Source organism: Thiothrix nivea DSM 5205, from assembly GCF_000260135.1.
In the GTDB taxonomy this organism is placed as follows: Bacteria; Pseudomonadota; Gammaproteobacteria; order Thiotrichales; family Thiotrichaceae; genus Thiothrix; species Thiothrix nivea.
The window spans coordinates 575789-599734 of the sequence record NZ_JH651384.1; the positions used below are offsets into that span (position 1 = coordinate 575789).

At 55.9% G+C, this 23946-nt stretch carries 22 protein-coding genes; 8 read left to right on the top strand and 14 right to left on the bottom strand.

Annotated elements, in window-relative coordinates:
- Nucleotides 1-2 precede the first annotated feature (2 nt).
- Both THINI_RS02980 and THINI_RS02985 read right to left on the bottom strand, forming a co-directional pair.
- The gene (locus tag THINI_RS02980) at nt 3-1208 is read right to left on the bottom strand and encodes a pyridoxal phosphate-dependent aminotransferase (protein ID WP_425358279.1); all 1206 of its coding nucleotides are present in this window, start codon (nt 1206-1208) and stop codon (nt 3-5) included.
- Nucleotides 1209-1323: 115 nt separating this feature from the next.
- Nucleotides 1324-2466: a lytic murein transglycosylase gene (locus THINI_RS02985; protein WP_154724332.1), complete on the bottom strand. Its 1143-nt coding sequence runs from the start codon at nt 2464-2466 to the stop codon at nt 1324-1326.
- Nucleotides 2467-2591: 125 nt separating this feature from the next.
- Here THINI_RS02985 and uvrB point away from each other — a divergent pair, with 125 nt between their 5' ends.
- Nucleotides 2592-4616 carry an excinuclease ABC subunit UvrB gene (gene uvrB, locus THINI_RS02990; protein ID WP_002707182.1) on the top strand — a complete coding sequence of 675 codons (2025 nt, stop codon included), beginning with the start codon at nt 2592-2594 and terminating at the stop codon, nt 4614-4616.
- A gap of 18 nt (nt 4617-4634) precedes the next feature.
- Here the strand turns inward: uvrB and THINI_RS02995 are convergent, their stop codons facing one another.
- From THINI_RS02995 to THINI_RS03040, 10 genes are all read right to left on the bottom strand, one after another.
- Nucleotides 4635-5705, bottom strand: coding sequence for an AI-2E family transporter (locus THINI_RS02995; RefSeq protein WP_002707183.1), 1071 nt, complete (start codon nt 5703-5705; stop codon nt 4635-4637).
- 18 nt (nt 5706-5723) lie between these two features.
- Nucleotides 5724-6128: a hypothetical protein gene (locus tag THINI_RS03000; RefSeq protein WP_002707184.1), complete on the bottom strand. Its 405-nt coding sequence runs from the start codon at nt 6126-6128 to the stop codon at nt 5724-5726.
- 172 nt (nt 6129-6300) lie between these two features.
- Nucleotides 6301-7203, bottom strand: a complete 903-nt coding sequence (locus THINI_RS03005; RefSeq protein WP_002707185.1) for a selenium metabolism-associated LysR family transcriptional regulator — start codon at nt 7201-7203, stop codon at nt 6301-6303.
- Nucleotides 7204-7458: 255 nt separating this feature from the next.
- Nucleotides 7459-7677, bottom strand: a complete 219-nt coding sequence (ccoS, locus tag THINI_RS03010) for a cbb3-type cytochrome oxidase assembly protein CcoS (protein ID WP_002707186.1) — start codon at nt 7675-7677, stop codon at nt 7459-7461.
- A 43-nt stretch (nt 7678-7720) separates the two neighbouring features.
- A complete protein-coding gene (locus THINI_RS03015; protein ID WP_245536568.1) occupies nt 7721-10153 on the bottom strand; it encodes a heavy metal translocating P-type ATPase in 2433 nt (810 codons plus the stop codon).
- Between the two features lie 6 nt (nt 10154-10159).
- Nucleotides 10160-10972: a FixH family protein gene (locus tag THINI_RS03020; RefSeq protein WP_002707188.1), complete on the bottom strand. Its 813-nt coding sequence runs from the start codon at nt 10970-10972 to the stop codon at nt 10160-10162.
- A 7-nt stretch (nt 10973-10979) separates the two neighbouring features.
- Complete coding sequence (gene ccoG, locus THINI_RS03025) at nt 10980-12383, bottom strand: cytochrome c oxidase accessory protein CcoG (RefSeq protein ID WP_002707189.1); 1404 nt, start codon at nt 12381-12383, stop codon at nt 10980-10982.
- 167 nt (nt 12384-12550) lie between these two features.
- Nucleotides 12551-13825, bottom strand: a complete 1275-nt coding sequence (serS, locus tag THINI_RS03030; protein WP_002707190.1) for a serine--tRNA ligase — start codon at nt 13823-13825, stop codon at nt 12551-12553.
- Between the two features lie 92 nt (nt 13826-13917).
- On the bottom strand, nt 13918-14691 hold the full coding sequence (locus tag THINI_RS03035) for a fumarylacetoacetate hydrolase family protein (RefSeq protein WP_002707191.1): 774 nt from the start codon (nt 14689-14691) through the stop codon (nt 13918-13920).
- Nucleotides 14692-14776: 85 nt separating this feature from the next.
- Complete coding sequence (locus THINI_RS03040) at nt 14777-15532, bottom strand: lysophospholipid acyltransferase family protein (protein WP_002707192.1); 756 nt, start codon at nt 15530-15532, stop codon at nt 14777-14779.
- 177 nt (nt 15533-15709) lie between these two features.
- Between THINI_RS03040 and THINI_RS03045 the strand changes: the two genes are divergently transcribed.
- Nucleotides 15710-16795 (top strand): substrate-binding domain-containing protein, encoded by a 1086-nt coding sequence (locus THINI_RS03045; RefSeq protein ID WP_002707193.1) that lies wholly within the window; start codon nt 15710-15712, stop codon nt 16793-16795.
- 86 nt (nt 16796-16881) lie between these two features.
- Here the strand turns inward: THINI_RS03045 and THINI_RS03050 are convergent, their stop codons facing one another.
- On the bottom strand, nt 16882-17625 hold the full coding sequence (locus THINI_RS03050; protein ID WP_002707194.1) for a sialate O-acetylesterase: 744 nt from the start codon (nt 17623-17625) through the stop codon (nt 16882-16884).
- 82 nt (nt 17626-17707) lie between these two features.
- Here THINI_RS03050 and tsaD point away from each other — a divergent pair, with 82 nt between their 5' ends.
- From tsaD to THINI_RS03085, 6 genes are all read left to right on the top strand, one after another.
- Nucleotides 17708-18715: a tRNA (adenosine(37)-N6)-threonylcarbamoyltransferase complex transferase subunit TsaD gene (gene tsaD, locus THINI_RS03055; protein WP_002707195.1), complete on the top strand. Its 1008-nt coding sequence runs from the start codon at nt 17708-17710 to the stop codon at nt 18713-18715.
- Nucleotides 18716-18833: 118 nt separating this feature from the next.
- A complete protein-coding gene (locus THINI_RS03060) occupies nt 18834-19334 on the top strand; it encodes a TIGR00645 family protein (protein ID WP_002707196.1) in 501 nt (166 codons plus the stop codon).
- A gap of 112 nt (nt 19335-19446) precedes the next feature.
- Nucleotides 19447-21267 (top strand): SLC13 family permease, encoded by a 1821-nt coding sequence (locus THINI_RS03065; protein WP_002707197.1) that lies wholly within the window; start codon nt 19447-19449, stop codon nt 21265-21267.
- Nucleotides 21268-21681: 414 nt separating this feature from the next.
- Nucleotides 21682-22161, top strand: a complete 480-nt coding sequence (locus THINI_RS03075; RefSeq protein ID WP_245536569.1) for a DUF3429 domain-containing protein — start codon at nt 21682-21684, stop codon at nt 22159-22161.
- An 83-nt stretch (nt 22162-22244) separates the two neighbouring features.
- A complete protein-coding gene (locus THINI_RS03080) occupies nt 22245-22997 on the top strand; it encodes an SDR family NAD(P)-dependent oxidoreductase (protein WP_002707199.1) in 753 nt (250 codons plus the stop codon).
- The gene (locus tag THINI_RS03085; protein WP_002707200.1) at nt 22997-23416 is read left to right on the top strand and encodes a nuclear transport factor 2 family protein; all 420 of its coding nucleotides are present in this window, start codon (nt 22997-22999) and stop codon (nt 23414-23416) included. The genes THINI_RS03080 and THINI_RS03085 overlap by 1 nt, the downstream gene beginning before the upstream one ends.
- Here THINI_RS03085 and THINI_RS03090 read toward each other — a convergent pair.
- On the bottom strand, nt 23411-23941 hold the full coding sequence (locus tag THINI_RS03090; protein ID WP_002707201.1) for a chalcone isomerase family protein: 531 nt from the start codon (nt 23939-23941) through the stop codon (nt 23411-23413). The genes THINI_RS03085 and THINI_RS03090 overlap by 6 nt on opposite strands.
- Nucleotides 23942-23946 lie beyond the last annotated feature (5 nt).

The following is a 23946-nucleotide window of genomic DNA, read 5'->3' on the forward strand; positions in this document are numbered from 1 at the left end:
AATCAGACGGATGCAATCCGCCCCAGCGCGTTTTGCAGGTTTTCCATGCTGGTGGCGAAGGAAATGCGGATGTGCCCTTCCAGCCCAAACGCGGAACCGGGCACGACCGCCACACCTACCTTGTCCAGCAGGTAGCTGGCCAGCGCCGCATCGTTTTCCAGACCCAAACGCTTGATCATGCCTTCCACATTCGGGAAGCTGTAGAACGTGCCATCAGCAGGCAGGCATTCCACCCCATCCATGGCGTTGAAAGCATTTAGCACAAACTCGTGGCGCTGCTCAAACGCAGTAACCATGGTCTGGATAAAACGTTGGTCGCCATCCAGCGCTACGACCGCCGCATACTGGGAAATCGAAGTCGGGTTGGAGGTGCTCTGGGATTGCACCATACTCATCGCCTGAATCAGCTTTTCCGGGCCACCCGCATAACCAATCCGCCAGCCGGTCATGGAATACGCCTTGGAAACACCATTCAGCACAATGGTGCGCTCAAATAGATCCGGGCAGGCATCCAGGATATTGACGAACTTGCGTCCACCGAACATCACATGCTCGTACATGTCATCGGTCGCAATCAACACCTGCGGATGGCGGCGCAGCACTTCGCCCAGCGCTGCCAGTTCTTCCAGCGTATACGCAACGCCAGTCGGGTTGGATGGGCTGTTGATGACAAACAAGCGGGTTTTCGGGGTAATGGCTGCTTCCAGCTTGTCGGCAGACAGCTTGAAACCTTCGCCCTGCCCTGCCTCCGCAATTACCGGCACGCCATCCGCCAGTAGCACCATGTCCGGATAGGAAACCCAGTAAGGCGCTGGAATAATGACTTCGTCACCCGCATCCAGCAGCGCCTGACACAGGTTGTAAAAGCTCTGCTTGCCGCCGCAGGACACCAGAATCTGTTTCGGGGTGAAATCCAGTCCGTTGTCGCGCTTGAACTTGCGGATGATGGCCTGTTTCAGCGCCGGGGTTCCGTCCACTGCCGTGTAACGGGTTTCACCTTTCTGGATGGCCTCAATACCCGCCTGCTTGATGTGCTCCGGCGTATCGAAATCCGGCTCACCCGCGCCCAGGCCAATAATATCGCGGCCTGAGGCTTTAAGCTGCGCCGCCAGTGCGGTGATGGCAAGTGTAGGTGAAGGCTTGACGCGCCCAACGCGCCCTGAAAGTTGTATATCCACTGAAAACCAACCGTGTGTAATGTCTTCCATAAACCCGGCAACGCCCATGTTTGCCGTACCTGTTGCGCTCTTTTGCGGTGGGTAATGTTACTGCAAGATGAACTCACACATAAGCTACCAAGTCAATTTTTCGCGCTTTAAGTTTCTACAGCTTTCCCAGCAAGGCAGCATCCGGATAACCATCGGCTGGCAACCCCAGTTTCTGCTGTGCTTGCCGCACCGCATTGCGGGTTTCCTCACCAACAATGCCATCAACCTTGGTAATGGGGAAACCTTGCGCCTGCAAGTTCGCCTGTAGCTGCTTGGCCTGCGCCGTGCTTAGGCTGCGGACTGGCGCATTACCGGAACGCATGGGTGGCGCACCCGTCAGCCGGGTGGCGAAATAGGCAGCAGTTGCGGCATACACCGTGGATTCGTTCCATTGCAGGAACACATCAAAATTGGGGAAGGCCAGAAAAGCAGGGCCATTCCTGCCCATTGGCAGCAACAGGGCGGCGGAGCCACTACCATCCAAGGCGCTACCCTCTGCGTTCTTGACGCCTTGCGCAACCCAATCCGAGAGTGGCAGTTTGTTATCCAGACGCGCCTGTGACCAGTCCATGTCCGCCGGAACTTTCACCTCCTGCAACCACGGCTCCCCTGCCCGCCAGCCTTCCACCTGCAACATACGCGCACCAGAAGCCAATGCATCGGCACTGGAACGGATCAGGTTGCGGTGGCCATCGCCATCAAAATCCACCGCGTACTGGTCGTAGCGGGAAGCCAGCAATTGTAACTGGCCGATTTCCCCTGCCCATGCGCCACGCATCTGGGCAGGGGCCAGGTCACCCTTCTGCACCAGGTTCAGCGCCGCCAGCAATTCCTTGCGGAACATGTCCGGGCGACGGCAATCATGCGCCAACGTTACCAGCGAGCGTAAGGTGGGGAAATCGCCCGTCACTGCGCCGAAATCGGTTTCCAGCCCCCAGAACGCGGCCAATACTGGCGCTGGCACGCCGTATTCCGCTTCAATCCGTTTGAACAGACTGGCGTGTTTTTTCAGTAAGCTTTTCCCCTGCGTCAAGCGGCTGGAGTTGACTTTCTTGCTGGCAAAGGTCAGAAAATCTTGCGCGAAAACCTGCTGGGAACGGTCGCGCTTCACTACTGCGGGATCGGGCTTGACACCCGCAAGGGTGCTGTCCACGATGGAAGGTTTCAAGCCATTGGCAAGCGCTTCAGCCTTGAAATCCGCCAACCAGCGACCAAAATCAGGGGAACCACAGTCAGCAAAAACCGGTGCGCACCCCATACCTAAAAGACAGCAAAAAATCGTGTTTAAATACCGCATAGTCCCTTTCCCGACATGTATTGCCGATGAGTTTATAGGGTTTTCGCGCCACATGCTAAAATCAATGGCCTCACCGGGAGACACGCATGACCGAAACCGACAACTTCCAGCTACACACCAGCTACCAGCCCGCAGGCGACCAGCCTGATGCCATCCGCTCACTGGTGGGCGGGCTACATGATGGCTTGCTGCACCAAACTCTGCTGGGCGTGACCGGTTCGGGCAAAACGTTCACCATGGCCAATATCATCCAGCAGACCCAGCGCCCGGCCATTATCCTGGCGCATAACAAGACCTTGGCAGCGCAACTGTACGGGGAAATGAAAGAGTTTTTCCCGAAGAACGCGGTGGAATACTTTGTTTCCTATTACGATTATTATCAGCCAGAGGCTTACGTCCCGTCGAAAGACGTTTACATCGAAAAGGACGCCTCCATCAACGACCACATCGAGCAGATGCGTCTGTCCGCCACCCGTAACCTTTTCGAGCGCAAGGATGTCATCATCGTCGCCACGGTGTCTTCCATCTACGGTCTGGGCGACCCGGAATCCTACCTGAAAATGCTGTTGATCCTGGTGCGCGGCGACCGCATTGACCAGCGTACCGTCCTGCGGCGGCTGGCGGAAATGCAGTACACCCGCAACGACCTAGACCTGCAACGCGGCACCTTCCGGGTGCGCGGCGAAGTTATCGACATCCACCCGGCGGAGTCCGACCGCGAAGCCATCCGTATCGAACTGTTTGACGATGAAATCGAAAACCTCAGCTATTTCGACCCGTTGACCGGCGAAAGCCTGCGCCGCGTCCCGCGCCTGACGGTATACCCCAAAACCCACTACGTCACCCCGCGCGAGGTGCTACTGGAAGCTGTCGAGCACATCAAGGTGGAACTCAAGGCACGGCTGGCGGTATTACGTGAAAATGACCGCCTGGTGGAAGCCCAACGCCTGGAACAACGCACCCAGTACGACATCGAAATGATCGTCGAAACCGGCTATTGCTCGGGCATTGAAAACTACTCGCGTTACCTCTCCAAGCGCCCCGCTGGCGCACCGCCACCTTGCCTGTTCGACTATTTGCCACGCAACGCCATCGTGTTCGTCGACGAAGCCCACGTCACCATCCCGCAGTTTGGCGGCATGTACAAAGGTGACCGTTCGCGCAAGGAAACGCTGGTCGACTACGGCTTCCGCCTGCCCTCCGCGCTCGACAACCGCCCATTACGCTTTGATGAATTCGAACGCCTGATCCCGCAGGCCATCCACGTTTCCGCCACGCCGGGCGCGTATGAATTGGAACATTCCGATAACATCGCGGAACAGGTAGTCCGCCCTACCGGGCTGGTTGACCCCGAAGTGGAGGTGCGCCCGGTCTTGTCCCAGGTCGACAACGTGATGTCGGAAATCACCGAACGCGCCCACCGCAACGAGCGCGTCCTCGTTACCACCCTGACCAAGCGCATGGCGGAAGACCTCACCGACTACCTGATGGATCATGGCATCAAGGTACGCTACCTGCATTCCGACATCGACACAGTGGAACGGGTAGAAATCATCCGCGACCTGCGCAAGGGCGAATTCGATGTACTGGTCGGGATCAACTTGCTACGGGAAGGGCTTGATATACCGGAAGTTTCACTGGTAGCAATACTGGATGCCGATAAGGAAGGTTTCCTGCGTTCCGAGCGCTCCCTGATCCAGACCATAGGCCGCGCGGCGCGTAACGCCGAGGGCAAGGCCATCCTCTACGCCGACAAGATCACCGATTCCATGCGCAAGGCGATGGACGAAACCAGCCGCCGCCGCGCCAAACAGATCGCCTACAACGAAGCCCACGGCATCACCCCACAAACCATCCGCAAACGCATCGCCGACGTGATGGAAGGCGCTTACGCCAACGTTGCGCGCGGCAAAGGCAAAACCCGCACCGACAAGAAAGTGGCCGAAGAAGCCGCCGAATACCGCAGCCTCACGCCCGATCTGGCACTCAAGGAAATCAAGAAGCTGGAAGACAAAATGTTCCAGCACGCCAAAAACCTGGAATTCGAGCAGGCAGCCTCAGTGCGTGATCAGATTGCCCACATCCGCGCCCGCGTGTTCGGGCTGGAGTAGGGGAAGACCCCCACGTAACTACATCAGGCTCCGCCTCAGGTCAGCCTTGCGCGGCCAGGCGTTAATGACCGCGTGGATCAAAGTCGCCAGCGGAATGGCGAAAAAGACGCCCCAGATTCCCCACAGCGCACCAAACACCAGCACAGCGGTGATGATCGCAACCGGATGCAGGTTCACCATCCCCGCGAACAACAACGGCACCAGCAGATTGCCATCCAGGAACTGGATAACCCCGTAAGCCACGATCACGTACAGAAAGTCGGAGTTATACCCCCACTGGAAATAGGCCACGATGGCCACCGGCAGGGTCACAACTGCTGCCCCCACATACGGGATCAGCACCGAAATACCCACCAGGAACGACAACAACATGGAATATTCCAAACCAAACGCCAGGAAAGTCACGAAAGTCACCACCCACACAATCAGGATTTCCATGAACTTACCGCGCACATAACCGGCAATCTTGCCGTTTACTTCGCTCCAGACCTTCGATACCAAGCGCCGGTCTTCTGGCAGGAAGGAGGTGAACCACGCCAGAATGCTGTCCTTATCCTTAAGGAAGAAAAACACCAGCAGCGGCACCACCACCAGATACACCATGAAGGCAATCAGGTCGACCACTGAAGACAACGAGAAACTCAACACCCGCTGGGACATCAGGGTCAGCTGGGTACGCAAGCCATTCAACAATTCCAGGATCAGTTGCTCGGAAATGATGGTAGGGTATTTTTCCGGCAATAAGCTCAGGGCGCTCTGCCCCGCCGCCAACATCCCCGGAATTTCCAGCACAAACTGGGTTGCCTGTTTGAGCATCAACGGAGCCAGTACAAACAATACGATCAACAACACCAGGATAAACACACTGAACACGATCAAGACGACAATGAAACGTGGCAGTTTGAAGGTGCGCATGAAATCCACCCCACCATCCAGCAGGTAAGCAATGATGATTGCCGCCAACACCGGCGCAAGCACATCACCCGCCAGCACCACCGTGCCAAAACCAAGCAGCAACAGCAGCGCGAGGATGGCAACTTGAGGATTGGAAAAATGCTGGTTATACCAGTCGTTCAATAACTTGATCATGCAATTTCAGACTTGTTTTTAAAGAATTGTTGTCAGTTTTTGTTCAAACTCTGCTTTCAGCGCATGATAGTGTTGTTCAAACGTGGCTTCCAGCTCGTCGATAACGTCACGGGCAAGCTTGCCGTGAATGACATGGGCAGTCATCAGGTTGGAGGTTTCATTGAGCAGACGGTCACGCTCAATCATGGGATAAGTCGCCACCAAGCGCTTGATGGCCTTGACCACACTCTCCTGCTCAGGGCGGGGAAAGTTTTCCGGCTCCGGGAATTCAGTCATTGGTTCAGCAGCAGGGCTACCGGATGTAGCAAGAAATTCAGCAAAACGCACCAACGCAGCCTGATCCTGCGGGTTCATCTCGCGGTATAACTTACGCAAACGCTTTTCTTCGGCAGAACCGGATTGTTGGGGCATACCGGGTAACATACTGGACACTCCCTGATTGGCAGGATTATCGCTGGATATTCAAAGAGGCAATGTTAACAGGAAATATCACAGGCTGTCACAGGCAAACGCGCTGTAGCAGTGGGAAGGCAGGAGTCAGACAGAGAACAGGGGTGCGGTTAGCTACAAGCCTCACCCCTACCCGCTTTAATTGCTATTTTTTCAGGTTTTCGCAGTAACTACGTGCAAATTCAAGCAGCTCTTCCATTGCCCGTACCTTGAACTTCTGGCGCTGGCGTACAAACGAGAAGTCGCGGGTCAGTGGCGGATCCAGCGGGATAGCCAGCAGGGAACCCAGCTTCAGCTCCTTGCCGATACTGGCGCTGGAAACGATGGAAACGCCCATACCAGCTTCAACCGCGCCTTTCACTGCTTCCGGGCTGCCCAGTTCGAGACAGGCGTTCATAGCGTGCTTGTCCATACCCAGTGCATACATATAGTCGAGCACCACTTCACGGGTACCGGAACCTTCCTCACGGCAGATAAAGGGGTACTCCAACACTTCCTTGAGCTTGACGTTTTCCTTGCCAGCCAGTGCATGGCTTGGCGGCACGATCAGCACAAGGTCATCCTGACGGCAGACTTCCACCAGCAGATTCTTGTTGTTGACCTGACCTTCGACCACTGCCAAGTCAATGACATTGTTCTCGACCATGGAAATGATGCCTTCCGTGTTAGAAACACGCAGACGTAGCTTGACATCAGGGTTCTTGGCGTTGAACTCACCCAGAAGGGCAGGCAGCATGTACTCGGAAATGGTCGTGCTGGCACCAATGGTCAGCGAGCCGCTGATGTCATTGGTCATCTCGCGGATCGCGTTTTCCATTTCGTTGTATTGCTCGAAAATACGCTCCGCGTATTCAAACACAATCCTGCCTGCTTCTGTCAGGGAAACGCGGTTGTGTGTCCTGTCGAACAGACGTGTATCAAACTGGTCTTCCAGTTGGCGGATCTGGAATGTGACTGCCGGCTGGGTCATGTGCAGCACTTCCGCAGCCTTGGTGAAACTCAATAGCCTGGCTACTGCATGAAAGACCTGTAATCTTCTATCGGCCATATGATTACCTATTCTCCTGTTACCTGTCCGAGCAAACCCGACAGAGAGCTCATCCTTGCTCTCTTCCGTCCGGTCATCCTTCCCCGGAATATTGATATTGACCTAACAAATCAAAAAAAGTTACCAAAACATCTTCCAGTCATGATCAAAGGAATTTGTTATAGATAGCATAGAACAATTTGTGAATTATGGTTAAACATTGATGTAAGTTGGGCGACAATTCGACAAACGGCATCTTTTATCGTATCAAACGCACTAACCATTTTTTTCCTCTGACGGATTAACCGCAGCTTTTTTTTCGGGCTGTTTAACCTGCCGTCCTGGAATCCTGGGGTCATCGTCGTCCATCAGAATCCGGTGGGCTGGCCCCTCCAGATCATCGTACTGGCCGCTTTTTACCGAGTAAATAAAAGCAACGACCACAATTACCATGACTCCGACAGCAATCGGAATAAGCAAATATAAAGCTTCCACCGGGTTGCATCCTCTATAAATTTACCAGTATAGCCGCAATTAGCTAATTTTTCAGTCGCAATGCATTCAGCACCACGATCAGGGAACTGGCCGACATCCCGATTGCTGCCATCCATGGTGCGATCACTCCGCTCGCAGCCAAGGGAATTGCCACCATATTATAGACTATCGTCCACAGAAAATTTTGTTTTATGATGGTTTGCATACGTCGGGCGGTGTGGATGGCGAATGGCAACTGTCGCAGGTTTTCCGACAACAGCACCATGTCTGCACTGGCCTGTGCCAGTTGGGAACCACTACCCATGGCAATGGAAACCGGCGCACCCGCCAAGACCGGCGCGTCATTCACGCCGTCACCAACCATGGCCACCGTTGCCCCATCCGCCAGCAGGCCACGCATGTAAGCCACTTTCCCATCCGGCAACTGGCCGCCCAGCGCGTGCGGAATCGCCAGCTGTTGCGCAACCGCAGCGACAACCGGCGGGGCATCACCGCTCAGCAAGGTGACATCCACACCCAAGGCTTGCAGCTCGCCCACCATCTGCCCTGCCTCTGCACGTAACTGGTCAGCCAGGCCGACCACCGCCAACCAGCCGTCTTCTGAACCCAGGAAGACTTGCGACTGCCCGGCAGGCTGCTGTGTAGCCATTGGCGGCAAGTCACAACCGGTCAGTTCACGCACGAAATTCTGTGTCCCGATACGGTAATGTTTCTGCTGGTAGACACCCTTCACCCCACGTCCGGATTCCGCCGTCAGGTTGGTGAATGCCACCGGGTTATCGCTGAGGCGCAAGATCGCATGGGCAACCGGGTGTTCCGAAGCCGTTTCCAGCCCGGCAGCCACATGCTTGCAGAAACTGCTGGTGGCATCCCCCAATGCCTGGAAACGGGCAACTTCCAGATGCCCGTGCGAGAGCGTACCGGTCTTATCAAAAATGATATGGTCGACCCGCGCCAGGGTTTCCAGCGCATGGCCACGGGTGGTCAGCACGCCTTTGGAAGTCAGCAGGCCGGTAGCCGCCGTCAGCGCCGCCGGTGTAGCCAGAGAAAACGCGCAAGGGCAAGTAATCACCAGCACCGACAACGCGATCCAGAACGCCCGTGACGGCTCATGCAAATACCACCAGAAGAACACACCAACCGCAATCAGCAGGATGATAGGCACGAAACGTGACGCCACTTTCTCTGCCAACCGTGCCAGCTCGGGCTTTTCCGCCTGAGCACGCTCCAGCAAGCGGATGATGGAAGCCAGCACAGTACTGTCACCGACTTTTTCCACCTGCATGGTCAAGGGGCTTTCGACATTGACCGTGCCACCGACCAGGGCATCGCCCTGCCGCTTGTGGCACGGCAGGCTTTCCCCTGTCAGCAGGGATTCATTGGTGCTGCTGACACCCTCGGTCACGACGCCATCCGCAGGCACAACTTCGCCGGGCTTGACCAGCAGGTAATCGCCGGGTTCCAACTGGCTGACCGGCACCACTTCCTGTTCACCATTGCGCAAGCGGGTAGCGGTCGCGGGCATCAGCCGCACCAGTTCTTCCGCCACCTGCCCAGCCTTGTGGCGCGCGGCCATTTCCAGATAACGCCCAGTCAGCAGGAAAAAGGTAAACATGCTAACCGAATCGAAATAAACTTCCCCGCCACCGGTCAGGGTTGCCCACACGCTGGCGCTGAAGGCAATGCCGATGGCCAGCGATACCGGCACATCCATGCCGAAACGGCCACGCCGCAGGTCGCGCCAGGCCGAGCTAAAAAATACCCGCGCCGAATAGAACACGACCGGTGTGGTCATGACCAGGCTGATCCAGCGCAGGAAATCGCGCATCCCGGTATCCATGTCGGAAGCAACACCGATATACATCGCCACCGCGATCATCATAACCTGCATCATGCCCAGCCCGGCGACCGCTATCCGGCGCAGTGCCGCAGATTTTTCCTTTTTTTGCAGGGATTCGAGACGGCCAGGGTCAAACGGGTGGGCGTGATAACCGATTTCAGTAATGGCTTTAAGCACATCGCTGAGATGGATGCGTTCGTTGTCCCATTTCAGGGTAGCACGGTGGGTGGAATAGTTGATGCGGAAATCCAGCACCCCATCCAGTTGCTTGACATGGTGTTCGTTGAGCCACACACAGGCGGCGCAGACAATGCCTTCCAGGATCAGCGAGGCTTCGCGGATATTGCTACCAGTGTCGCGCACAAAGGATTTCTGCAATTCCGGCGCGTCGTAGACCTGCAACTGGCGCAGGGCTTCCGGCACCAGGTCTTCGGGCTTGTCGCCTATACTGGTGCGGAAACGGTAGTAATCGGTCAGGTTGTTGTCGACGATGGCAGTCGCCACGGCCTGGCAACCGGTACAGCACATGTTGCGTTCATCGCCATCAATGGTAACCGGGTAATGTGCGCCAGAGGGGATAGGCTGGCCACAATGGAAGCAGTCCGTCACCGGAACCTGCATTACAGTTTCTGTCATAGCGTGTTACGGGTTATCCTCAATCCAGGTTTCGCCCTTGACTTCATGCACTTCCTCCCCGCGTGCCACCGTAATCACCATCGACCACAAGCCGGGAGCCTGCAATTGCAGCGGCTTGCCGTAATAACCGGGGGCAGATTCCATCAACTGGAAACTCACATCCAGCGCCTTGTTGGCCGGTCGCAGGAAAGTCACTTCCACTTTGGCACCGGTCACAGCCTGGCCTGCCTTGTCAGTGACATGTAGGCGGAACATGCTTGCGCGCCCCAACTGTGGCTTTTCCAACCAGCCATCAGCCACTTGCCAGCCCCGTTCCTGCTGGGTCTGGAGCTGTGTCATGTGATGGTTGTAGAGTTCGTATTGCTTCTGGAAATCATTGGATACCGTACCCGGAAATGCCGAGGAGACATTCTTGGCGCTTTGCCGCTGGGGTTCCGGCAGGAAGCGCTTGACGAAACCCTCGCTCGCCCCGCTGTTGGCCAGGGTAATGATGGTGGCATCCACCACCACCAGGATCATGAAAAAGCCGATAATGACGCCCAACCCCCAATGGAACCGCCCCCCGGAAGCTTCCCGGTTACTGAAAATGACCCCTAGCAACACGGCAGTCATGGTGTAGAAGGCGAAATGGATCGCGAACACATCCAGCCCCCCCCAGTTCAGGGCCGCCAGCGGGATGTAGATGGCCTGCGTCAGCAAGATGGTCAGCAAGGCTGCCAGCTTGACCGGGCGTTTCAACACCTTGAACAGGAAAAAAAACAGGGCGGACGCGATAATCACGCCCACCCCCAGCGTCAATGCAATATTCTGGTTTTCCATATCACCTTTACGGCGTAATAAAATGTGAAGGTATGACCACAGGTTCCGTTACCTTGCCTTCCACCGGCGTCAAGCGGAACTGGAACTCGCGGTTTTTCTGCGTATCGCCCGGCGGCACAGTATAGCGGATTTTAGCCAGTACCCGCATACTGGAATCCGGTTTCAGGCTCAAATCAGTGATTTGCCCCAAATCCAGTTCGGCATTAGGCAGGTTTTCAACCGCCAGCGTGTAACGCCCCGCTTCCATGGTCTTGTTGTTGATCTTGACTTCGTAACTGTTCTGGATGCGTCCATCCGACAAGGTGACGAACAGCGGGCTACGGATTTGTACAGCGGTCGCTTCCAGCAACTTGCTGCTGGCGATGCTCCACACCAGATAAACTGTTGCCAGCAAGGTTGCCGCGCCATAACCCAGGGTACGCAACTTGATGACCTTGGTCTTTTTGCCTTCCAGCGCATGTTCAGACGTATAGCGGATCAGGCCACGCTGCCAACCCTGCTTGTCCATGATGCCGTCGCAAGCGTCGATACACAGGGCACAGTGGATGCAACCAATCTGCAAGCCGTTACGGATGTCGATACCGGTTGGGCATACTTGTACGCACAAGCCGCAATCCACACAATCACCATGACCAGCCGCCTGCCGGTTACCCTGGTCACGCATTTCCTTGACTGGCTTGATACGTCCGGTAGAGCCTTCGCCACGGTTTTTATCGTAAGAAACGATCATGGTGTCCTGGTCGAACATCACACTCTGGAAACGCGAATACGGGCACATGTGCAGGCACACATACTCTTTCGCCCAGCCCGCCGTCAGATACGTGGTTGTCATCAGGATAATGGCTGTGCCGTACATGGCAGTGGGTGCTTGCCCAGTGAAAAATGCCTTGGTCAACTCAAACGCATCACCCCAGTACAAGGCAAAACTGATGCCAGTCCACAAGGCCAGCAACAGCCACAAAGCATGGGTCAGACCTTTTTTGCGGATTTTCTCGGCATTCCAGGGCTGTTTGTCCAGACGCAGCCGTGCCACCCGGTCACCCTGAATGTACTTTTCAATAAAGCGGAAAGCGTCCGTCCACAACGTCTGGAAGCAGAAATAGCCGCAAAACACCCGCCCAAACAGGGTGGTCACGAAAAACAGCAACACCGCCGCCAAGAACAGCAACGCCGTCAGCCAGAAAATATCCTGCGCGTGCATGACCAGATCAAACATGTAGTAACGGCGGCCCGGAATATCGAACAGGATCGCCTGATCCGGCCCTACCGCGCGTTCCCAGCGCAGCCATGGCAGCAGGAAAAAGGCCGCATAGGCAACCACCAGAATGCCGGTCTTGATATTACGGAAACGGCCTTCCACGGAACGCGGCTGGAGGGATGACTTCGGTTCGATGACTTGTTCAATGCTCATGTGTTTGCAGTATCCAATCGCTCAAGAGTTGCAGACCCCGCCACACCTGAGCATGGTCGGACATGACGAAAAATCCGCATAATACCCTACCGGGCGCACTTTACATTGCGCGTAATCAAGTTGGAACAGTAATTCATTACTTTCTAATATTTATTTTTCCCGCCAGCTTACGCCAGATACTCGGCATTGCCCATATAACCACGCAACGCTTCTGGTATCCGGATGCGCCCATCCGCCTCCTGATAGTTTTCCAGCACAGCCACCAAAGTACGCCCCACAGCTAAACCAGAGCCATTCAGGGTATGCAGCAATTCGGGTTTGCCGGTTTCAGGGTTACGGTAACGCGCCATCATGCGCCGCGCCTGGAAGTCGACGAAGTTGGAGCAGGAAGAAATTTCACGGTATTTCTGCTGACCCGGCAACCATACTTCAATGTCGTAGGTCTTGGCAGACGAAAAACCGGTATCCCCCGCGCACAGCACGATCACCCGGTAAGGCAACCCCAGCTTTTGCAGGATGGCTTCGGCATTGGCGGTCAGGCTTTCCAGTTCCGCCCAGGAATCTTCCGGGCGCACCAGCTTGACCATTTCCACCTTCTCAAACTGGTGCTGGCGGATCAGGCCGCGCGTATCCTTGCCGTAGGAACCGGCTTCGGAACGGAAGCAAGGCGTATGGCAAGCATACTTCACCGGCAAATCAGCCGCATCGATGATAGTGTCACGCGCCAGATTCGTCACCGGCACTTCAGCGGTCGGGATCAGGTAATAGCCTTGCTCGTTGCTGAGCTTGAACAGGTCTTCCTCGAACTTGGGCAACTGGCCAGTGCCGCGCAGGCTGTCGGCGTTGACCATATACGGCGTATACACCTCGGTATAGCCATGTTCACCCGTGTGCGTATCCAGCATGAACTGGATCAAGGCCCGGTGCATCCGTGCCATCGCCCCGCGCATCACCACGAAGCGGGAACCGGTCAGTTTCGCCCCGGCATCAAAATCCATCCAGCCATTGGGTAGGCCGAGGTCAACGTGGTCTTTCGGCTCGAAATCGAGTTGCGCAGGCTCACCCCAGCGGCGGATTTCGACGTTGGCGTTTTCATCCGCCCCATCCGGCACGGAAGCGTCCAGCAGATTGGGGATACCCATGACAATGGCATCCAGCTCAGCTTGCAGGTTGGCGAGTTCCTGTTCCCTCACCTTTAAGCTATCGCCCAGGTCGGTAACTTCTGCCAGCAGCGGCTGGATGTCTTCGCCTTTGGCCTTGGCCTGGCCGATCTTTTTGGAACGGGAATTACGCTCGTTTTGCAGGTTCTGGGTTTCCACTTGCACCGCCTTGCGGCGCTCTTCCAGCGCACGAATGCCGTCGATATCCAGCTTGAAACCGCGCCGCGCCAACTGGCTAGCGACTTCACCCAGTTCTGTTCTTAAACGTTTTGGATCCAGCATAACTCTTGTTCCATGAGTGGGAATTTGAAAAAGGCGACATCTTAACCCAGAACGCCCCCTTTTTTACATGCCTGAACCGTGACAGGCGTGGCTCAAATACTGACAAACCGGTTAGTCAAGCTACCAACGCCTTCAATACTGACGACTACGGTATCCCCATCCTCCATCCCGCACACACCGACCGAAGTACCGCAGGCGATCACGTCGCCCGCTTCCAGCGTCATGTCGTGGGAAATGCGGCTAACAATTTCATACGGCGAAAAAAACATGTCGGCAACCGGGTAGTCCTGCTTTTGCTCGCCATTAAGCCCCACCCGCACCCGCAGTTCCTCCGGTTCCAGACCGGTGGCAATACAGGGGCCAAACACACCAAAATTGTCGGAACCCTTGGCGCGGCTCCAGTGGACGAAGGCAGGGTCAAGCTTCAAGCGATCGCGGGCAGTCACATCATTGACGCAGGTATAGCCGAAAATAGAGGCTGGTGCGTCTGCCAGCGCCACATTCCGGCAGCGTTTGCCAATCACAATGCCAAGCTCACCCTCAAACACCACCATGCCAGTATAGTTGGCAGGACGCGTGATCGGGTCACCCTCTCCCGCAAAACTGTTGGCAGGCTTGAGGAAATACAGCGGATGCTCCGGCTTGTGCAGGTTTTCCAGCACAGCGCGTTCCCGGAAATTATTCCACAGACCGATCATTTTGGAGGGCTCGCAAGGCATCAGCAGGCGCACGCCATCAAGGGCAAATTCCCGCCCAGTGACAGTGTTTTCCCCGAACAGCTTACCGGCATACTCCCTAATCCTGCCCTCCGTTAATACACCAAAGCGGGTTAAACCTTCGGCTTCGAAACGTACCCAACGCGCCATGCCACAACCTCATTGCTTATCTCAAAAACAAGAGCTTACTGTTGCGGCGCACAAAAATCCAGACATGCGCCAGCGGCAAGTAAAATCAGCCCTCCCCGCGCTGCGTCACCACCGCCCTTACCTGCTGTTCGCAACGGGCAGCCAGCGTCTTGCGATCCAGCCCTGCCGTTTCCAGCGGAGGCAGAAAATGGATCTCCGCGCGGATTTCCTGTTCCCCCAGTAAACCTTGCAGATTATCCCACAGCGATTGCTGATCAACGTAAGGAACCAGCGGATGGGTTAGCCCATCACTTCCCGGATAGCGCAAGGCCACCGGCTGCACCCGCACGCCCACATCCAGCGCCGGGGCCAGCAGCCGCGCGTGGAAAGTGCGCACATCATTACCGGTGGTGGTAGTGCCTTCCGGAAACAGCAACACTGCCCTGCCCCCCTGCAATGCCTGCAAAATGGTGGCGGAAGCCTGCGCCGCCGCGCCTGCCTTGCCACGCGTGATGAACAGTGTGCCGGATTTATCCGCCAGCCAGCCAATCACCGGCCAGTGCCGTACCTCCTGCTTGGAAAGGAAGCGTGGTCGCGCATACCCACCCAGCAAGGCAATATCTAGCCAGGAAATGTGGTTGGCGACCATCAGCACACCGTCCCCGGCAGGTTCCCCAAATAGGGTCACGCGCACGCCCACTCTCCGTGCCACCCCGCTCAACCACCAGCTGATCAGGCGTTGGTAAAACGGTTTGTTGAACGATATACGCAGGATTCCGGCCATCAGCGCCGTTAACATCACCCCGGTCAGAATATGCAAACTCAGTCGAAACAAACGGAAAACACGGCGTAATAGCTTCATTTTATTCTCCTTTTTAACAGCACTGATGAGATTACTGACATATCGTCGCTGGCGGAAGCACGCAACGCAATTTTTTTCTGTTTGTCACAAAGCTGTCATATAGGCCGCTTACAGTACACAGCAGTTCAATACTGACATTGACTGAAGACTGAATTTACAACTTTGGAGACTTTCATAATGAAGAAAATTGCCCTGGCGATTGCTGCTGGTCTGGCGCTGTCCGCGACTGCGGCATACGCACGTGACAACATCGAAATCGTTGGTTCTTCCACCGTTTACCCTTTCTCCACCACTGTTGCCGAGCAGTACAGCAAGAAAACCGGCAACGCTGCTCCTAAAGTTGAGTCCACTGGTTCTGGCGGCGGCTTCAAAATGTTCTGCGAAGGCGCTGGCGTTGACACCCCGGACATCACCAATGCTTCCCGCCGCATGAAATCCAGCGAGCTGGAGACCTGTGGTAAAAACGGCGTTGACGCGGTAACGGAAGTCAAGATCGGTTTCGACGGTATTGCTATCGCCAACGCCAAATCCGCACCTGAATTTGACCTCACCGACAAGGATCTGTTCATGGCACTGGCCAAGCAGGTGCCTGGCGCTGACGGCAAACTGGTTGACAACCCTAATAAGACCTGGAAAGAAGTCAACGACAAGCTGCCCGACACCAAGATCGAAGTCCTCGGCCCGCCACCCACCTCCGGCACTCGTGACGCTTTCGCTGAACTGGTGATGGAAAAAGGCTGTGAAGGCATCGAAGCGATCGACGCCATCAAGGCCGAATCCAAAAAACTGAAAGAAGAAGGCAAGGAAGATGACGCCAAAGCCAAGGAAAAAGAGCATAAGGCTGCCTGCATGACTGTCCGTGAAGATGGCGCTTACGTCGAAGCTGGTGAAAATGACAACCTGATCGTACAGAAACTGGAAGCCAACCCTGATGCACTCGGCATCTTCGGTTACAGCTTCCTAGAACAGAATACCGACAAGGTAAAAGGCTCCAAGATTGACGGCGTTGTACCCACCTTTGAAACCATCGCTGACGGCAGCTACCCGGTTTCACGCCCACTGTTCTTCTACGTGAAAAACGCTCACGTTGATCAGGTCAAGGGCATCAAGGAGTTTGTTGCTGAATTCACCAGCGATGCTGCTTGGGGCGATGATGGCTACCTGTCTGACAAGGGTCTGATACCCCTGCCACAAGAGATGCGCGCAGCATCCGCCAAAGCTGCTGCTGACCTGAAGCCGCTGACGGCTGACGACCTCAAGTAATATGGCTGAATAACAACATCCTCCTCCGATCCAATAGCATCAATAACGGAGTTGAAGGGAGTGCAATGGCACTCCCTTTTTTATGGCTACTGACGGCGCTGGATATACGCCTTGGCGAAACGTTTACCCAGTTCCATCTGGCCTGCGGCGTTGAAATGGATACCATCATCCAGCTTGCCCAGATTGTCAGTAGGTATCATCAAGGCGTTGGCGAGCTGGCTTTGCGCAGACTTTTGCTGGCTGCGTACTGACTCGATGGTGTCATTATGTTCGGGGTGTTCCAGACTGACCTGGCCGTAAATGAACAGACTGTCGGGCGATTGCAAATCCTTGCGCAGACTGCTCACCAGTGTCGCAAAACGGCTACCATACTGGTTGGCGACATCCGGCGCACTGCGGGCGTCGCTTTCCCCTTGCATCCACAGGATTGCGTCGACCTTGCCATTTTCCTCCGCATCCGTCGCGAAACCGACCTGACGCAACAGCGCCTTGTAAAGCCCCTGCCCTGGCTGCCATTGCTGGATCAGGCTGCCGGAAGCGGCCTGCTTGACCAGGATAATATGGTCATTGGGAAAAGCGCGCGCCACGTCGTGGGCAAAGCTGACCTCAGGGCCGAACCAGGCAAACTTCGCCAGAGGGTGTTCACGCCCCTGATAGAAAAACGTCACGTTGGCTGGCGTAGTTTTGTAGGTAGCAGGCAGGTCGTTAACCTTGCCACGCCCCATCATGTTGGATTGCCCGGCCAGGATGATCAACCGGTCTTTTGCCCAGATTGCGGGAGCCTGCGCCAGCAGCAGGATGGCCAGTAATTGGGTCAGGAATAATCGCATTTTCAATATCCACCTTGTTTTGTCATGGCGAGACTCTAACATATATACTGCCGTTCATCCTGTATTAACCCGGAAGGGCATCATGCGCGTACTTGGAATTGAAACCTCCTGTGACGAAACCGGCGTCGCCATTTATGACACAGACAAGGGTCTGCTGGCACACCGTTTGTTCAGCCAGATCGCCATGCACGCCGAATACGGCGGCGTAGTGCCGGAACTGGCTTCACGCGACCATATCCGCCGTGTGCTACCACTGCTGCGCGAGGCGCTGGCGGATGCAAACCTTGGCATGGCCAACATTGAAGGCATTGCCTATACCGCAGGGCCGGGGCTGATCGGGGCACTGATGACGGGGGCTTCGATCGCGCGCTCAATGGCGTGGGGCTTGGGGATTCCCGCCGTGGGCGTACACCACATGGAAGGGCATTTGCTCGCGCCAATGCTGGAAGAAAATCCGCCGGAACTGCCATTCGTAGCCCTGCTGGTGTCGGGTGGGCACACCATGCTGGTGGATGTGCCACAAATAGGCGAATACCACATCCTGGGCGAAAGCGTGGACGACGCCGCCGGGGAAGCATTTGACAAAACGGCTAAACTGATGGGGCTGGATTACCCCGGCGGGCCACTGCTGGCAAAACTGGCGGAACAAGGGCGCGAAGGCATTTACCGCTTTCCACGCCCGATGGTGGATCGTCCGGGCTGTGATTTCAGTTTCAGCGGGCTGAAAACGTTTTCGCTGACAACCTGGCAGAATTCCGGCCAGACAGGGCAGGACAAGGCCGATATTGCACGCGCGTTTGAGGAAGCAGTGGTGGATACGCTGTTCATCAAGTGTCGCCGGGCGCTGGAACACATGGGCAGGAAACGGCTGGTCGTGGCTGGCGGCGTAGGCGCGAACCGGCGCTTGCGGGCGCGGCTGGCGGAACTGGAAGCGGAAGTGTTTTTCCCACGGTTGGCATTTTGCACCGACAACGGGGCAATGATTGCGTATGCCGGGGCGCTGCGCTTACTGGCAGGGGCAAGGGAGGAAGCCGTGATCAACGCCCGCCCACGCTGGCCATTGACGGAACTGGACGTGTTGGGGGTGTAAACGGCTGCCTGCGCCCTACCCCTTGGCAGGCATGGATTATGCCAGTAGGGGTATCTTGCCGCTGACCGTTTCTGCACCTATGCTTGCGCCCATTCTTTAACACCGTGGGCATTCATACATGAAAAAAATTGAAAATGCTTTTGAACACCTCTTGTTCAACAGCCGCTGGCTATTGGCTCCTGTCTACCTGGGGCTGGTCGTCGCGATGGGCATCTTGCTATTCAAGTTTGGCAAGCAGGTTTGGCTATTGCTGAGCAAGCTCGGCAATGCTACCGACGCGGAAATCATCATCGGCGTCTTGTCATTGGTGGATATCGCGCTGGTCATGAGCCTGCTGATCATCATCATCCTCAGCAGCTACGAAAACTTTGTTTCCAAAATGGATGACCTGCACGGCCATCAGGATCGCCCGGAATGGATGGGGCATATCGGCTTCAGCGACCTTAAAATCAAGCTGATCGGCTCCATCGTCGCTATTTCCGGGATCGAATTGCTGAAAGCCTTCATGAATGTTGACAACCTGAGCGACAGGCACATGGCGTGGATGGTTGGCATCCACATGACCTTCGTTGTTTCCGGGGTGCTGTATGCGGTGATGGACAGGCTCAGCCATCGCTAAGCCACACCTGCAAGCAGCCATCAACAAACCTCCCGTAAGCGGGAAGATTTGTTGCAAACAGGCGTTTCCTGCCTATCTTTAAGAAGGGGCAAAACTACACCAGGGGGATGCCATGACGCCAGATAACCATACCATTGCCGTATTGCTGCTGACCGCCTTCGCCCTGTTCCTGTTCAGCCGCGAAAAAATACCGCTGGCAACATCCTGCCTGCTGATCCTGACGGTGTTGGTAGTCGGGTTTGAGCTATTCCCCTATGAAAGCGCAGAAGGTATGGTTGAGCCGGTCGATTTCTTCTACGGCTTCGGCCATGAGGCACTGGTGGCTGTCTGCGCCCTGATGGTGGCGGGGCAAGGGCTGGTGCGTACCGGGGCGCTGGAGCCGCTCGGTTTGGTGCTGGCCAAATTGTGGGGCAAGCACCCGGCACTGTCGTTGCTGGCGACGCTGCTGATTTCCGCCTTATTGAGCGCTTTCATCAACAACACGCCAATTGTGGTGCTGCTGATCCCGATCCTGCTAAATGTGGCAGCGCGTACCCAAAGCTCACCCAGCGGGATGCTGATGCCGATGGGTTTTGCGACCTTGCTGGGTGGCATGGGCACGACCATTGGTACCTCCACCAACCTGCTGGTGGTGAGCGTGGCGGCGGAAATGGGCATGAGCCGGTTTGACATGTTTGACTTCGCCCTGCCCGCCCTCATTGCAGGCAGTTTCGGCATGGCGTTCCTGTGGCTGGTTGCACCCCGCATGTTACCCCAACAAGCGGTGAATGCCGCCCATACCGTCAACCGCATCTACACAGCGCACCTGCACATTCCGCCCGGCAGCTTTGCTGATGGCAAGCCGGTGCAGGAAGTCATCGACAAAACTGACGGCGAGCTGCGCATCAGCATCATCCGCCGCAGCGCGCACGAAGGCATCACGCCCCTGCCCGATACCCTCATCAAGGCCGACGACCGCCTGCTGGTGCATGATACGCCGGAATGCCTGAAACGCATCGAGCTGTTACTGGGCGCTGGTTTACATCCGGTAGACCCGGCATTTGGTGGGCATGAGCATGTTTCGGAAGGCAAGCAACAACTGGCGGAAATCCTCATCCACCAGCGTTCACCATTACTGGGCCAAACCTTGCAGACGGTGAGTTTTGTCGAAAACTACCACTTGGTGGCTTTGGGCATTCATCGTGACGGGCATCTGATCCGTTCCATGCCGGACGGGTTGGGCAACCTGACGCTGCGGCTGGGTGACATCCTGCTGGTGCAGGGGCGCAGCGAACACATCAACGGCCTGAAGCTGATGGAGGACTTTTTCGTGCTGGCGGGCAAGACTGACCTGCCGCACTCGAAGAAGATTCCGCTGGCATTGCTGATCATGTTCCTGATTATCCTGCTGCCCGCGTTGAAGGTCATGCCGATTGCGGTGAGTTCAGTAACCGGGGTGCTGCTGATGATCCTGGCCCGTTGCATCGACTGGAGCGATGTGACCCATGCGCTGAGCATTCCGGTGATCATGATCGTGGTGTCCAGCCTGGCGCTGGGCCATGCCCTGAGTGTGACGGGGGGTAGCGAATTCCTGGCCATGCAATTCCTGCACGTGACAGCGGGGGCTTCGCCGCCGGTCATTATCAGTGGGCTGTTGTTGCTGATGGCCATCCTCACCAATGTGGTTTCCAACAATGCCGCCGCCGTCATTGGTACGCCGATTGCGATCAACATTGCCAACGAATTGCAACTCAGCCCGGAAGCCTTCGTGGTCGCGGTACTGTTCGGCGCGAACATGAGCTACATGACACCGATGGCCTACAAAACCAACCTGCTGATCATGGCGGCGGGGAATTACCGGTTTATGGATTTTGTGCGGGTGGGGCTGCCGCTGACCTTGATCATGTGGCTGGCTTATAGTGTGTTGTTGCCAATGTTTTATTATTTGCCGTGAGGGTGGAGCAAGATTAGCCGGATAAGCCGACCAAAAAGCTGTTCATGCCCAAGGCAAAACTGAAGGTATACCAGCGTATTTCACCGCGTTTCATTCATCACCCCATGCCTGTTCGCCTTCCCAGACCGGGAATTCATCGAGAGTGACCGGGTAGCGCATGTAACCGGCACGGTGCTTTTCCACCAACTGGCGTTGTCGGTATTGGGCTATCGCCTTACGCAGGGCTTCCCGGGTAAAGGCCGAACGGTTAGTACGGCTTTCGCGGACAACTTCATCTCACGGCTGTTGCCCTTGGCCACTGAATTTGCCGTAAATATCAGGGTTTCATGATGCATGTTGTTACTTTTCCGCTTGCATCAATGGGAAAATGGGGTTACCGCAGGATGCCAAGAGAGGAACCCGATGAAACATGCCATGAAACAACACCCCGTCAAACAATTGCCCAACATCATATGGTGGCTGGGGTACGGCGGGTTGATACCCTTCTTTGCGCTGACCATGGCGCTGTTGCTGGACATTTCCGTACCCCTGCCGGGCGACGGCAAGTTGGGCTGGTGGCTGGCTGCGTATGCCGCTGTGGTATTGAGTTTCATCGGCGCGGTGCACTGGGGTGTGGCGCTGGGTATGCAGGATCGGTTGGAGGAAAGCGAACTCGGCAAGCTGCTGCTGTTCAGCGTGATTCCAACCTTGGTGGCCTGGTTTTCCCTGCTGCTGCCAACCCATCTCACCCTGTATGTACTGGCGGCGCTGATCGTGTTCGCCTATTTCGCCGATTCCGTCCTGCTGTTCCGCAAGCTTGCGCCGGGCTATGGCAGGATGCGTCTGCATCTGACCATCATTGTCGCCCTGCTGCTGGGTGCATCAGGCGTGGCGGTTGGCGATGTCGTGGCCTAACCGCTTTCAGACTGAGGTTTCTGTACAAGTCTTGTCAAATTGCTGAATACTAACGGGAATGATTCCAAGCAGATTAATTCCTGATGCAAAATGGCGCAAAACAGCAAATCGCGTGGCTGGTGGGAGCTAGTTCCGGCATAGGCCGGGCATTGGCCTTCCAGTTGGCGCAAGCAGGTTGGCAAGTTGCCATCAGCGCCCGCCGTCTGGATGCCTTGCAAGCCATGCAGGCACAAGCCGCCGCCTTGCACCCCTACCCTGTGGATGTGACAGATCTACACAGCCTGCATGACGCGGTGGAGTTTATCACCCACGAATTGGGTAACATTGATTTGTGCCTGTTGAATGCGGGTGACTATACGCCGATGCCACTGGCGGATTTCAACATCGGCCTGTTCCGCAAGCTGTGTGAAGTCAATTACATGGGGATGGTCAACGGGCTGGATGCCATCCTGCCAGCGATGCTGGCGCGTGGGCGCGGGCAAATCCTGCTGACCGCCAGCATCGCCGGGTATCGTGGCCTGCCCAAATCCGCCCCCTACAGCGCCAGCAAGGCTGCGGTGATCAATCTGGCGGAATCATTGCATCTGGAACTGAAAGCGCGTGGTGTGTTGCTACGTGTCATCAACCCCGGTTTCGTGCGCACGCCGCTGACCGACCAAAATACCTTCAAAATGCCCTTCCTGATCGAGGCGGATACAGCAGCCCGCGCCATCATACGTGAACTGGACAAGGATCATTTTGAAATTGTATTCCCCAAACGTTTCGCCTGGTTGATGAAACTGCTGCGCATGTTGCCGTACTGGCTGTATTTCAACCTAACCCGCAGGGCTGTGTGATGGAACATGTCAGGCGCTATCTGGATACGTTTGCCAATCTGCAAGCGGATGGCCTGGAACGGCTGGCCAGCATTTTTGCCCCGGATGCGCGTTTTAAAGACCCCTTCAACGATGTACGCGGAGTGGATGCCATTACCCGGATTTTTGCCCACATGTATGCCACCACCCGCGAGCCACATTTTGTGATACGGGAACATGCCTTGCATGGCGACAGGCTGTTCATCCGTTGGGACTACCATTTCCAGACACTCAAGGGGGTGGCCTGGGAAATTCCCGGTGTCAGTGTCGTCCGCTTCAACCTGGCCGGGCTGGCGGTGGAACACGTGGATTACTGGGATCCGGCGGAACATATCTACAGCAAATTACCGCTGCTGGGCTGGCTGATGCGCTGGCTGCGCGGCCAGCTGTCTGCCTCATAGCTCCCGTAGCAGGTTCGAGCGTAGTGACTGCGCGATAGGCTGCTTTTCACCTAGCCAAATGCCGAAGTACAAGGAAGCAAACTCTGCCGATTTCACGTTCGTGCCAACTTTGCCGTTCAGCAACAGGCTGGTCATTTGCGTGCTGGCGTCGTAACACATCCGGTAAACATCACCCGGCTGCACATCCTGATAAGCGTCATGCCATTGGCTGATTTGCGGCTGGAAACGCGCCAGCGTCGCCGCGTCGTGCTGGCGTTTGAGGATGGTATCGGCAGCCAGCGCAAATTTGTCTGCTGTCAGCTCCACGACATAATCCAGTTTCAGGCAGCGTGAAACACTGGCATCCAGAACAGTTGTACGGCTGGCATTGGCGCTGACAGATAACTGGGCATCGTAAACCTTGATGACCCCGAGGTAGAAGGCTTCACCCTGACCCACGGTTTTCAGCCCAGCGGGAATATTGGCGAACGCGGCCAGGGGCGCGCACAGGATGGTAGCCATAATGGGTTTGAGGAATCTTTTCATGAATA

Excerpts from the sequence above, each read along its gene's own strand:
- THINI_RS02980 (WP_425358279.1), bottom strand. The coding sequence starts at position 1,208 with ATGGAAGACATTACACACGGTTGGTTTTCAGTGGATATACAACTTTCA.
- THINI_RS03040 (WP_002707192.1), bottom strand. The coding sequence starts at position 15,532 with ATGAAGCTATTACGCCGTGTTTTCCGTTTGTTTCGACTGAGTTTGCAT.
- THINI_RS03020 (WP_002707188.1), bottom strand. The coding sequence starts at position 10,972 with ATGGAAAACCAGAATATTGCATTGACGCTGGGGGTGGGCGTGATTATC.
- THINI_RS03045 (WP_002707193.1), top strand. The coding sequence starts at position 15,710 with ATGAAGAAAATTGCCCTGGCGATTGCTGCTGGTCTGGCGCTGTCCGCG.
- THINI_RS03065 (WP_002707197.1), top strand. The coding sequence starts at position 19,447 with ATGACGCCAGATAACCATACCATTGCCGTATTGCTGCTGACCGCCTTC.
- THINI_RS03080 (WP_002707199.1), top strand. The coding sequence starts at position 22,245 with ATGCAAAATGGCGCAAAACAGCAAATCGCGTGGCTGGTGGGAGCTAGT.
- THINI_RS03090 (WP_002707201.1), bottom strand. The coding sequence starts at position 23,941 with ATGAAAAGATTCCTCAAACCCATTATGGCTACCATCCTGTGCGCGCCC.
- THINI_RS02985 (WP_154724332.1), bottom strand. The coding sequence starts at position 2,466 with ATGGGGTGCGCACCGGTTTTTGCTGACTGTGGTTCCCCTGATTTTGGT.
- THINI_RS03085 (WP_002707200.1), top strand. The coding sequence starts at position 22,997 with ATGGAACATGTCAGGCGCTATCTGGATACGTTTGCCAATCTGCAAGCG.
- THINI_RS03035 (WP_002707191.1), bottom strand. The coding sequence starts at position 14,691 with ATGGCGCGTTGGGTACGTTTCGAAGCCGAAGGTTTAACCCGCTTTGGT.
- uvrB (WP_002707182.1), top strand. The coding sequence starts at position 2,592 with ATGACCGAAACCGACAACTTCCAGCTACACACCAGCTACCAGCCCGCA.
- THINI_RS03050 (WP_002707194.1), bottom strand. The coding sequence starts at position 17,625 with ATGCGATTATTCCTGACCCAATTACTGGCCATCCTGCTGCTGGCGCAG.
- serS (WP_002707190.1), bottom strand. The coding sequence starts at position 13,825 with ATGCTGGATCCAAAACGTTTAAGAACAGAACTGGGTGAAGTCGCTAGC.
- THINI_RS03005 (WP_002707185.1), bottom strand. The coding sequence starts at position 7,203 with ATGGCCGATAGAAGATTACAGGTCTTTCATGCAGTAGCCAGGCTATTG.
- tsaD (WP_002707195.1), top strand. The coding sequence starts at position 17,708 with ATGCGCGTACTTGGAATTGAAACCTCCTGTGACGAAACCGGCGTCGCC.
- THINI_RS03015 (WP_245536568.1), bottom strand. The coding sequence starts at position 10,153 with ATGACAGAAACTGTAATGCAGGTTCCGGTGACGGACTGCTTCCATTGT.
- THINI_RS03075 (WP_245536569.1), top strand. The coding sequence starts at position 21,682 with ATGAAACAACACCCCGTCAAACAATTGCCCAACATCATATGGTGGCTG.
- ccoG (WP_002707189.1), bottom strand. The coding sequence starts at position 12,383 with ATGAGCATTGAACAAGTCATCGAACCGAAGTCATCCCTCCAGCCGCGT.
- THINI_RS03060 (WP_002707196.1), top strand. The coding sequence starts at position 18,834 with ATGAAAAAAATTGAAAATGCTTTTGAACACCTCTTGTTCAACAGCCGC.
- THINI_RS02995 (WP_002707183.1), bottom strand. The coding sequence starts at position 5,705 with ATGATCAAGTTATTGAACGACTGGTATAACCAGCATTTTTCCAATCCT.
- THINI_RS03000 (WP_002707184.1), bottom strand. The coding sequence starts at position 6,128 with ATGTTACCCGGTATGCCCCAACAATCCGGTTCTGCCGAAGAAAAGCGT.